The following is a 13,189-nucleotide window of genomic DNA, read 5'->3' as shown; positions in this document are numbered from 1 at the left end:
GCTGCTCCCGCTGCTGCTCCTGCTCCGGCTGCCGCACCTGCCGCCGCCGCACCTGCTGCTGCCCCGGCTGAAGCCGCCGCTCCTGCCGCTACGGATTCCGCTGCCGCTGCTCCTGCTGAAGCTGCCGCCGCTCCTGCTGCTGATTCTACTGCAGCTGCCCCGGCTGATTCTGCCGCTGCCGCTCCTGCCGAAGCTGTAGCTGCCGCCGACACTGCCAAGGCCGATTCTGCCGAAGTCCTCGAAGCCAAGGCTGAAGAAGCCCCGGTCGACAGCGCCGCTCTCGCCAAGGCTGAAGAAGAAAAGAAAGCTGCCGAAGCTGAAGCTCAGGCCAAGGCCGAAGAACAGGCTAAGCTCGAATCTGGCTCCAATGGCTCTGCAAAGACCACCATCATGGAAAATCCGTGGGAATTCCTGATTGTGTCCGCGGCATTCGTTGCCTCCGTGCTCGTGATTATCTTCACCGGCAAGGACTAATCGGTTCTAGGCGAATTAATGTTTTTACGGTCCGATACCTTCGGGTATCGGGCTTTTTTTTTGCATAAGGTAATACTGATAGGATTCTTGTAAACTTTTTTAAACCGTTCTGTTTGTTATTAAAAACTTTTATTTTGGAACTGTGCGTTCCTATGGGCTATTTATGGCCTTTTTGAGAGCAAAACGGGAACATTTTCTGTTTACAGGGTGAGCCTTTTCAGTCATTTAAATTTATTTTTAGGGTAGTGTATTTGGGATGTTGAACGGACGCATGCTGCGCCCGCTATTTGCGATAAAATTAAAGGAGGCTTTTGTGCCGATAAAGAAGTTATTGTCCTTTGTTTTGCTGGCGGCCTTGTCTGTAATGGCTGCAGACCAGGAACAACCTACTCCTTACGACCTGATACGTCCGGTATGGCCGCTTACGTGGGATACGACGGTATTCGATCATTACGACACAACGGTTACCAAGAAGCACAACATGGTTCCCAAGAACAGGACCCCGGCGTCTTACGTGCCGAACGCGTTGATTCCCGACACGCTGAACCAGGCTTATTTGGATGCGATTAATTATCGCATGTCGCCCATTCGTATTAATCAGGCCGGTTATTTGGAAAGTGACCCCGAAAAGCAGTTCTACTATGTGGGCACGGCGACCGAGTTCGAAGTGGTGGATATTGACGGCAATTCGCTTTCCCCGAAGGTGACGGGAACATTGACCAGCAGTGGAGTGCAGACGTCGTCTGACTGGACGATTATTGCAGGAACCAATGCGGCCACCAATGACCAGAAACGTTATCAGCTGGACATTACCGGACAATCGGGCATTATTCAGATTGGTAATATTCCGGGAAGCGTGCCGACGAATACGCGTTTGCGTATCAAGGTCGGAAACGATATCTCGAGCACCTTTATCGTGAGCGAGAAGGTGTATTCCATGGTGCGCAATGCCGCACTTAAGTTCTACGGCATCAACCGTAGCGGTTACGGTGATTCCTGGTTCCATCCGGCGAGCCATACCAAGGACGGTGCTGGCCCGATCGTGACTGGCTCTGACGATGTTCGCGGCAGCTATGATGAATCCCTTGCGGGGACCTTGGAAGGCGGCTATTATGATTGCGGCGACCACCTGAAGGAATCCCAGACCCAGATGTATGCCTTTATGGTGGCGGCGGTTCTTGCTGCCACGAATCCCGATGCCGACGAAGACAACTATGCCTTTAACCATGGCGAAACGGTGAATACCGACGGTATTCCGGACATGTTGCGAGAAGCAAAGCATGGTGCCGACTTTGTGCTACGCGCCTATAGGCGTGCGAATGGCGTGATTGACGACATGGCCTTGTCCGTAGGTAATTTCGGTGCTGACCACGGTTGGTGGGGTAGACCCGAAAATCAGGATAAACTCCCTGTGGATAATTCTGCAGCTGCGACGGACCGTGGCGGTCCGGCGACGAGAACGGTTCGCCTTGGCGAAATCGGTTCGAACATCGGTGGTGAAACGGCGGCGGGCCTTGCGATTGTGGGCAAGATGTATGCCGAGTATCCCGAATACAAGGATTTTGCGGATAGCTGCCTGGTGGTGGCAGAAAAGATGTACGATTTTGCGAAGTCCCTGGCTCAGGGCAAGTCCAGTTACGACGGTGGAAAGCCTTTCAAAAACAACACGGTGGCTGCTGGCTGGTCAAGTCCCGCTTATAACGGCAACAACGAATTCTACGATGACCTGGCTCTTGCTTCGGTGGCGCTCCTCTATGCGACCGGCAAGAAGGAATATGCCGACGACATGATCCGTACCCGTAACTTGGTGGCTGGTCAGGAATATATGGACGGTGCCGGCGCCTTTGCGGGCGGTTGGTTTGTCACGAACGACAAGGGTTTCCTGAAGAACGTGAAGAACACGAGCTGGGCGAATGTTTACGCCTATGCGACCTATGCTCTTTATAAGTTGATTTTGGCTGATAAAACCAAGGCCACGACAGAATATGGCCTTACCGAAGAAGAATGGTTGAATGCAGTTGAAGACTGTATTACAAGCATGATCCTGAACCTGGAGGACATGTCTGGAAACGGAACCGGCTCTATTGCGCTGCCGGGCATTCCCAATGGTCAAGGACCTGCATGGAAGTTGAGAGGCGCCCTGTCCTTTGATCCTACTTGGTACACCATGATGACGGACCAAACCTGGATCTATAACCGTTACCAGGCCGGAAACATCTTTGAAGTCCTTGCGTACGCCGATGTGGCGAAGGATATTGAGAAGAAGGGGTTGGTTCTTCCGATTATGGGTTCCCCTGACTGGAAGGCCGACGAAATGCATCAGCTGGCTATCAACCAGCTGAACTACATGCTTGGCGTGAACCCTTGGGACGTCTCCTTTATCCTGGGTATCGGTGACAAGAACGATGCTCACCCGCATCACCGTGCCGCTAACCCCGAAGGCAAGAACATGCCTGGTGCAAACTATAAGTACAATCCGCCTGTGGGTGCTCTGTTCGGTGGCGTGACTCCGGGAACGACCAATTCCTGGGTTCCCTCCAACAAGAGCTGGGAAGACTATCATCTGTCCGAAACCTGTATCGATGCTGCGGCAACAATCGTGAGCTCGGGCATGCTCGCCGCTGCCAAGTTTGACCGCACTGCAGCTCCTGGTGTGAATGTCGAAATCCGCCATGTGGGCATGGATTCTGCCATTGTAATGGTGAAGCTTACATCTCGCGGAACGGCATCGCTCTACTATGGTACCGACGAAGGTTCCATGAATACGATTGCTGTTCCGGACGATAGCTCTGCCGGTGTCCAGCACCAGATTATTCTACGCGGCCTACAGAATGGTACCACCTACTATTTCTATGTCGCCGGTCTGAATGCCTATAAGCAGGAAAACTTTACCATGAAGTACTTGGTCGATAGTACCAAGACTCCGTTTAGCTTCACGACATTGAATTCTGTCGAAAGCGCGCAGATCAATAACGTGACCGTCTGTAACATGTTCGGCGATAGTGCCGAAATCATGTGGTATACTCCGAATGGCGAATATGAATCCAAGGTATACTGGGATACCGTTCCGCACGCGACGGCTGCTGAATATGCATTCAACAGCGGTGCTGGCAATGCAGATGTGTCTGGAATCCCGACCAGGTTCCATTACGTAAAGATTGGTGGCCTTAAAGAAAAGACGACCTATTACTACATGGTCGAAAGCAATGGACAGTTTGCAAATACAAATGAGAAAACGGGAGAACTGCTCAAGTTCACGACTCCGGTGGGCTGGTACGACTTTAGCGTGCGTTCTTACCAGTATGAATTTGGCGGACTGGACTTCCTCGACTTGAATATCTACAATAACGAGGCTCGTGCATTTGATAGCTTGACCTTGCGCATGTACTTTACCGCAAAGCCGGAAGAGGTTGAAAAGTGCGCAACCTTGATCGATATCGATATCTGCCAGGCATACGACGAGGCTGGTTTCAACAAGCCCTGCGAAACAGGTGACGAAATCCGCTACCTGATGCGTCATGCTTTGCCGGTGCGTCTTGATGATACCTATGACGCCACGACAGGTAAGTATTCCTATTACTTCCCGGTTCCACTGGGATCGACGACGATTAAGTCCTCGTCTCGTGTCCGTCTGGATTTCGGCTTCTCTTCGGGCCTTTCGAATGATAATTATGAAACTTGCGAAACCCTGCGTACTCTGGCCAAGAAGCGCATGACCAAGGAAACGAGTGACTGGTCCTGGTCGCCGCACGAATTCTTGGTCGATGGTGCGGACTATGTGGGTATGCCTTTCGAAGATAAGGATTATGGCGATATTGATAATGAAATTCCTATCAATCCCTATATCGTCGTTTACCGTAAAGATGAATTTATTTGGGGATACAGCCCGTCTTATCAGGAAATGACCACCAAGAAGGCTCACTACGAAATGGATGTGACTCTGGACGCTCCGTTCAATGTTTCTAACGGCAGCTATGTGGAAATTGACCAGACGAGTAGCACGGTGTTTGTGAACGGTTACGCCCATGTGACCGAGGGTGGCTACATTACCCGCATCTGGGCGAATGGCACCGAAATTGATACATATATTAAGCGTATCGGAAACGAGATCCTGTTGCTGAGAAGAGAAGACAACCACATCGTTGCACATTATAATGTCACAAGCGGTGGCGGCGAAATTGACTCTACGGGTCTGTGGTCGCTGAGCATTCCTGTGAAGATGAAGATCGGAAGTAACAAAATCGACCTTACCATCTTCGCCGGTGCGGATCCCGAATGTGCCGAGTGCTCCGAAAATGGAGGCTGCGCCTTTATTAACCGTACCTACTATGTGCAGTTCTCTCGCGGAAATCTCACGGCGTCTAGCTTGACGATCAAGGATGAAGCCGGTAACCCGATTGCAAGTCCGGCAGATCCGGCCAATACGCGCTTCTATATCTACCTGAACGATAAGGATAAGGCAGGAACGAGTGCGCCGATCGAAGTCCTGGTTATTAACAACAAGAAGAGCGATACCTTGAAGGTCAAGATGGTGGAAGATTCTTCTAACCCGGGTAGCTTCAAGAGTTCCGTTGCGATTTCTGCCGTATCCGTGGCTCCGGAAGCCCGTTCGGGTAACCAGATTTCGTTCTTCGCCGGTGATACGATCCAGGTGATTTATATGGACCCGGATGACGAGGAAGATGTATCGAAGCAGAGCTTCTTTGCGGAATCCAAGTATCCTGAACCGTTGAAGGTCCTTGCCCAGGATAGCGATTGTGACAATGTTGCAGATAAGCTGGTGGTTGAATTCAGCAATACGCTGGAAGAAGCCTATAGCTTCGATAGTATTCGCATCTACTTGCCCGGCATGTCGGATACGACGACCCTTAAGATCGATGCCTCGGCAGCCTTGAATCAGAGCGTCGTCTCGATCGACTTGCCTGCATCGCTTGGCGTTGAAAAGACCGCTGCTCCGGTGGGTATGGCGACTGTCTACTTGAAGGCCGAGGGCGCCACCAATGCCGAACGCATCGCGATTTCGGATGGTATTGCGCCGCAACTCTTGAGCTTTACGATTCTCGAAAACCCGAATCATGAAACACCGGAAGATACCTTGATGATTGCCTTTACCGAACCGGTACTGCTCGCTTCTGCGACCTCCTGGTTCGTGGAAGTGGCTGGCGTGACGGGTGCCGACATCAAGGTGCTGGGCAAGGCTACGACCAGTAACGATGGCAAGAGCTGGCTGTATGCGATTAGTGGTAATACGGATGGCAAGATGTTGCCAATCGGCGGAACAGTGACTGTGAAGGCCAATTCCGTCTCTGACAAGGCATTCAATATGCTGGATCCGGCTGGCGCTTGCAACACGGTAAAGATTGTCGAAACACCGAAACCCGTACCCGTGACGCTTGCCGAAATGCGAGACCATGAAGGTGACGGGTATCCCGATGAACTCTACATGAAGTTCGAAAAGAAACTCCGCGACAAGGACATGCTTGACAGCTTTGTCGTGGAATGGGGCGCCGAAGGTGAGGTTCGTAGCTTTAAGCCCGAATGGAAGCATGAATTCGAAACGGGTACGCGCTGGGAAAAGATTTCTTCTGTCGATTCTTCGAGCGGAACTCCGGTGGTGACTGTAGATTCCGTTGAGGTAACGGATACGGTGTCCGTAATTATCGTTGATATTTCTGCTTCGGAATCCTACACCTTGGGTGCAACTACGGGACCTTACGATGGCTATGGTCGCGTGACACCGCGTCTTGGACCTGAAGGCGGCTTCTTTGACAAGTACTATCCTGTCGTGGACAAGTGCCCGCCGATTATCATGTCTGCCGTGTGGCAGGGAATTGACATCGGCGATGACGAAGATGGTACGCAGGACTACGTGACACTCACCTTCTCGGAACCCATGGATACCGTGGATGGTAATCCGTATGTCGTAGAAAGAAACCGCGACGGTTCTGCTGGTGTGTTCTTTAGCCCGCGTCAGAATCCGAAACTTACGATGTCCTATACATCGGGTATGCTAACGGCTCGTCTAGGTGCCAAGCACAAGTACAACGAGGCTATCTGGATTGCGGACTCGGTGCGTCTGGTTTCGGATAATGAGACTTCCGTGTTTAAGGACCGTGCGGGTCTGTTTGCTGGGTATGGCACACCGTGGGTGCCTGTGACGGGTTCTGTGTCCAGTATTCGATTCTCGATTACGAACATGAATGGTGTGACGCTGTCCAGAAGTTCGGATTCTGTCTACTATGGTGGTCTCCCCATCGCTACGGACGAGAATTTCCGCTTGACGGCGGAAAATAAGGATGGCGGAACCGTCATCATCGCTTCGGGTAACACTTCGATGCACGATGTGTTCAGTGCTCCAATCAAGGATTACCGCCATGCGGGTCCCCTGTTCATGATCGAGGTGACTCTGCCGATTAGGGACTCCGTGGGTAACATCGACCGCGATTACGATATCAAGCTTGAACTCGATATCTTCAATAACATGGGCTCGTTTGTCAACCGCACGAACTACAAGTTCAAGGCCTCGCAGGTCGAGGAATTCATTTCGGCTAGCAGCACTTTGACCCTGTATCTGGAATGGTGCGCTCCGGAAGATTACCCGGCAAGCTCGGAAGGCAAGAAAATTGCGACGGGCCCCTATATCGCCAAGTTCGGAACCGAAGCGAAGGGTGAGTACCTCACCGAACCTCCTGAAAATGACCATACGGACATGAGTGAATCCGATATGTTCACCAAGACCTTCGGGTTCAGGAGAGTGAAACGGTAAATGAAACAGAGATAAACAAGAACAGACAAAAAGAATGTGTTCCTTGGGGGAATACATTCTTTTGTGTTTTGGAGCGTTTGTTAGGAGAAGGAATAAATGATGAAATACATTTTGAAAATAGCATTGCTGTTTGTCTTTTGGGCTTTCGATTGCGCTTTGGCGGATGATTTGCCTAATATTGATCGTACCGACAAGGTGAGTAGCCGTCGGTATTTGGACTCGATGAACGTCTATAACCGCCGCGTGATTCGCGTGAACCAGGTGGGGTTTAGACCACAGGATCCCAAATACGCCTATGTGGCTGATCCTAAGGAAATGACCTTTAAGGTAATTGACGCCAATAGCGGTGCCGAGGCGTGGAGTGGAACCCTGAACCTGATCGATCAGAATGCTCCAAAGCCAAATATTTGGGTGAATGGCGAATTTAAAGCTTTTACGACTCTTTATAATTTTGGCTCTAAAGATTCCAGCACCGCGACAGAGGCTCTTTATCGAGCCGATTTCTCGGGGTTAAATCCGAGTACGCCGGGCGAATACTTTGTGGTGGTCGGTAAAGATACGTCTGCAACATTCAATATTCATCCCGCCATCTTTAATGCCATCTTTGAGAACTCGTTGAAGTTTTTTGGAATTCAGCGTTGCGGCAATACGAAATCGCACATGCATGCGGCGTGTCACTTGAATGACGGATCTGCAATTGGGCATGACCTGACGGGCGGTTGGCACGATTGCGGTGACCATTTTAAGCCCTCGGAAACGATTGGCTATGCAGCTTATTCTATGGCGACCACTTACCTTGTATATAAGAACAAGGCCGAAGACCGCTTCGGTAATTCCTATGACGATACTATTCCGGACGGATACCCTGATCTTCTTTACGAAGCTAAGATTGGTGCCGACTACATTTACAAGCTTTACAAGGCATCAAAGGCAGATGGTCTTATTGAGAAGAACGACATGTACCAAACTGTGGGAAACCAGTGGGACCATGAATTCTGGGATGTTCCTGAAAAGCAGGATGCCATGCCACAGACAAAGGGCGGTCCGGATCGTGTCGTGACGGCAGAAGTGGGTTCCTATTCGGGTGCCTTTGCTGCAGCTCTAGCCTTGTTCTCGGTGGGGTGGCGAGATTATGAACCAGGCTATGCAGACTCCCTTTTGGAAGCGGCCAAGGACATCTATAAGAATGTGACTCTTCCGCATTCGCCTGCGGGTACATTTGGTTATACCAAGGCAACCATTCCTCAGGATCTTTATCCGGGAGGAAGCAACGAGTCCAATATGAATGACGATGTTGCCGCTGCGGCATTAGCCTTGTGGTATGCTACTAAAGATACCATGTACCAGTATCAGTTGTATAAGGACTTGACGATTAGTAACAATTCAACCAACTACATGAACAATAACGAACCCAATGATGCGGGCCCCTACTTTAAGGGTGGCTTCTTGGGAATGATTAGCGGTTTCTATCCAGGTGGGTGGATGACCGACTACGAAAATGTACATTCATATGTCCTGTTCTCTTTTGTAAAATTGATTCTGAGTGACAAGGATACGGCCAAGGCTTACAATGTGGGTGAATTGGAACGCGACACGCTTCTGCAGCGAGCAACCAATAGCCTTCGCCGCTTGACTGATGATGGTACACAGGGAAAGGCCATTTATGAAAATCGTTTTGGCGCTGTAAAGGCGACCCCCCCCTATAACCTTGCCTGGGTCTCTAGCGACTGGGGCTTTAACCGTTATAATATGGGTGCAGCAAATGCGGTGTTCATGCTTTCTGAAATTACGACCGGTGCGGAGCATGATGCCTATCTTAACCTTGCTCTTGATAACATCTATTACAACATGGGTGCAAACCCGTGGGACATTTCGTTCTTGATGGGTGCTGGCGATAAGAACTCGAATCACCCGCATAATCGTACGGCAAATCCCGATGGTTACAATGCGGGCGGCTTGCCGTATGAATACCGCTGTCCCCGAGGCGCCTTGATGGGTGGCTCTGCGCCGACTAAGACTTTGCTTGAAGACTGGAGCGACTGGACTGCGACCGAAACTTGCATTGACTTCTCGGTGCAGCTTCTGATGCCTGCGCAGCGTCTTGCCGAAGTCCTTCCGCCCGATAACGATGGCCCCTTGTTTAGCAATATTGCGGGTACTCCGATAACTGAAACTTCGGCAATCGTCAGCTGGGATGCCAACGAGCTTGCCTTGGTGACGGTGTTCTATAATACGACTCCCGATAAGGTGGGCGCAAAATCTGTACAGCAAGAAAAAGTATCCAAGGGCGGATCTCTAACGCTTGAAGATCTTGAAATGGGAAAGACTTATTATTTCTTCTTGCATGGTAGAGATGTCAAGGGAAATGAAACGGTTGACGACAATCATGGTCAATGGTATCAGTTTACCATGACGAAAGTTGAACCCAAGGTTTCTGGAGTTACGATTTGTCAAGTGGACCACCGCAGTGCAAAAATTTACTGGTGGACAGACATTCGTTCCAATGGTTTGATAAAGTATGGAACTTCCATGTCCGCGCTAAATGAGACCCAGGCTTCAAGTGATGGAACCGTGCTGTTCCATGAGGTGACCCTTACGAATCTCAAGGCCGGAACTACTTATTACTTTACGGTATCTTCGGGCATGACTACGGACGATAACGGCGGTTCGGGTTACAGCTTTACCACCGAAAGTGAAGCGTCTTATGTGGATCTTGACATTTCGCTAAAGCCTATTAAGAAAAATTCGTCTTGCAATTCTACGGGCAATTGGAAAGATTGTAATTCCTTCTACTTCCTGGTAACGAATAGAGATACGGTTGATTATCAGGATTTGGAAATTCGAATCTATCTAGATAAACCCGTGACTGCAGTAAGCTACGACAAGCAGCCGTTCTCTGGTACGGGACTTGCGGACTATTCGGTCCCGTTTGATCTTACTGTCGGTACATATACGAAAGATGAAGATGGAAATGGCTACTTGCCGGTAACCATTAAAGGCGCCTTGTATGTATCGGGTAGCGTGTACTTTGAATTGTATATGCAAAATTCAACATATGATGGACTTGAAAATTCCTGGTCTTTGCGTGCGCATGTTGCCGACGATGATCCGCTGCCCTTTGCTGGAATCGACCTCACGCGTGGGCCGCTATACATAGAAGAATCTTTTAGCAAGATGTTCCTTGAAACGGTGAATGGAGTGACCGAAGAAGCGTTTAGGAAGGATCCCTATATTACGGCTTATTATCATGGCAAGCATATTTATGGGTATGGTCCGAGTCATACTGCTGAAAATGGACCGCAGGTGCACCGCAAGGTGACACTCCTTTTCGAAGAACCTTTCAAGAGTCCCTATAATTCTGTAGAAAAAGTGGATTATGTGACAACCTATCAGGGGTCCAGTTCCGTGAGCCCGACGGGTTTTCTGGATGACTTTGAAATGAACGGAAAACCGCAGAACATTATTTACGATAATGGACTTCATAAGGATTCCTTCGTGTTCTACAAAAAGGATACAGTCCTTGCGTATGGCAACAACTACATGGAATGGGTGAGTTGGCACAATCATGGTGCGAATGGCAAGTCTGAGAACAAGTATGATTGCGCCTGTGCCGTGGTTCGAACCAACGTGGAAATCGACACGATTACGGTTCCCCTAGAAAAACGCTATCTCGTGTTCGATAAGCAGGCCTACCATGCCTATCAAACCAAGGATCCGTCCATGCCAAGAATGGTAGAAGTTCGGGTGCAGCTGCTTGATAGTAATGCCACGAGGCTAGATTCGGTCGATCTGACCCTCTCTCTTGGAACTGTAGAAGGAAATGTCCTTTTCTGGAGCTCTCCGACCTCGACGATTCCCATTACCAGTATCATGCTCGTGAATGGTTCGGCGACATTCTACGTAAGTTCCGAGGAAGTCCTTACGACAACTTTATTTGCCCGTGCAGGGTCTTCGACGAAGTTCGAGTATGTTCCCTCGGAAGCGGTCCTCGTTATCGAGGAATTGCCTCCATGGCCGATTATTGATATCGCGAAAATGGTTGATACCGATTGCGACAATAAGCCAGATGCGTTGAAAATTACGATTTCCAACGAGTATCAGACAAATCAGTCGTTCAACTCGGTGCAGTTCATTTATGGAACGGACACGATAAAGACTACCGATGTAATTAGCCAGAATGCAAAGGAAATCCTCGTAAAGGCAAACCTGACGGATTCTTCCATCAATACGAATCCGAGCGGAAGCGTGACCTTGTATAGCAATGTCGGTTCGAAAGTCGAAAGCCATACGGATTTCTATCAGGATGGCATATCCCCGACAATATTAGGTGTGGCCGTGCTTGAACGCCTTGATACGGCGACGAGTGACCGCGTGTACATGCAGTTCAGCGAACCGATTTCGGCGCCTGGGACGGAGTGGCCCGTGCAGCTTTTCGCTTCGAATAAAACGACGACGGTCGATGCCCCGGTTGTCAAGTTTACGAAACTGTATAACGAAGCTCAGAATGTCTGGGAATTTGAGATTCCCTTCGATGCCGATGGATCGTCTCGCGTGACGGAAGGCATGTTCGCCCAGCTTTTGTCGACAAGTTCCATTATGGATAAGAGTGGAAATGGTGTTTCGACGGAATGTGGCCAGCCCAAGCTGCCGATTACGCTAAAGCTTTTGCCGGTTCCGATGAAGTATGCCTATATTGCAGACCGTGATGAAGACGGTATTGCGGAGTTTGTCTATATCGAATACGAAAGACCTATCGACCAGAAGCATTATCCCGACAGCATTTCGATAGAGTTCGGTCTTACGGAACCGGAAACTCTGTGGGTGTCCGGTTCTGTACCGGAATACGCAGACGATGGCATGAGTGCTTCGCTGAAGTTGCCGGTGCCGTTCCGCTATGGTGTAACCGTCGGCAGTTACGAAAGCATGTTTGACAATGTCGTTTCGCAGGGGGCTGGACTTGTGGCGCAGCATATCGGCTCTGCGGCATCTTACGAGACGAATTCCACATACGCAGAAGACAAGGTTGGACCGGTAATCGTGTCTGCGGTTCTCAATACGTCTAACTCGGATAACTTTGACATGTTGACTATTGAATTTAGCGAAGTTTTGAATATGAAGGATTCCTCGCTTGTTCTTTATCGAGAAAAGCTGGGTAGTCGCGATACGGCGATCTACAGGCATAGCCTAAAATCCAGTAACTTCACGTCTGACCGTCTGGTTGCGTTCTATGGTAAGGATAGCGAACTTGGCGTTTCTGACGGTGATTATGTCCGCATGCAGCCAAAAGATTTTAGTGCCTATATCGACAAACAGGGCAACTTGCCCTCGCAGGATAATCCGTGGGTGCCTATTACGGGTAGCGGAGCCGCTGAAATCAAGTTTAGCGTGAAATTGGAAAATCAGATTGCGGAAGTTGGCTCAGGCAACCGCTCCATGGTCCAAAGCACGAGCGGTATTCGCCTTTACGTGGTGAATCCCAAGACTCAAAAACTCGACATGATTGTTCACGGCCAGGTCGTGACTCAAGGTATCGATACCGCCCTGATTCAGGGGGCTATCTGGAAAATGGAATTGACTGTACCAAGGGGAGCTTCTGCAAGCGAGGTTGCTGCATGGGATACCCTTGTCGTCAAGTATGACATTCCGATCTATTCGAATTTGGGAAGCTATGTAAATCGTGCTTCGGGCTCGTTTGATGTCCTTCCGACGGAGTATTTCTCAACCGACGGTAAGGTCATTTTCTATGTTGAATGGGCGAACACGGAATTCGGAATCCAGTCGGAACAGGGTAGGGCTGTAGCGACGGGTGCATACATTTACAAGGCTCAGTTGGATTGTAGGTTTGTTCCCAATGCAAATTATGACGCTGAAACCCAGGACCGTTTCTCTGGAAAGAATTCCTACGACAAGACGGAAACCTTTGGTATCAAACGGGTAAAGTAGAATGGC

Annotated in this window: 2 protein-coding genes and 1 pseudogene; all 3 read left to right on the top strand. The window is 49.8% G+C overall.

Translation table 11 applies throughout. From position 1 onward, the window contains the following. Window positions 1–474 (top strand): annotated as a pseudogene (locus tag Q0628_RS09565) (hypothetical protein); the annotation flags it as partial. Between the two features lie 313 nt (window positions 475–787). Beyond that, entirely contained in the window at window positions 788–7,240 is a 6,453-nt protein-coding gene (locus Q0628_RS09560) for a glycoside hydrolase family 9 protein (protein ID WP_298770475.1), read from the top strand. A 96-nt stretch (window positions 7,241–7,336) separates the two neighbouring features. Further along, window positions 7,337–13,183: a glycoside hydrolase family 9 protein gene (locus tag Q0628_RS09555; protein ID WP_298770473.1), complete on the top strand. Its 5,847-nt coding sequence runs from the start codon at window positions 7,337–7,339 to the stop codon at window positions 13,181–13,183. The last annotated feature ends 6 nt before the right edge of the window (window positions 13,184–13,189 follow it).

Source organism: uncultured Fibrobacter sp. (assembly GCF_937877005.1).
Taxonomy (GTDB): domain Bacteria; phylum Fibrobacterota; class Fibrobacteria; order Fibrobacterales; family Fibrobacteraceae; genus Fibrobacter.
The sequence above is the reverse complement of the archived record's forward strand: the minus strand, read 5'-3'. Positions and strand labels throughout refer to the sequence as shown.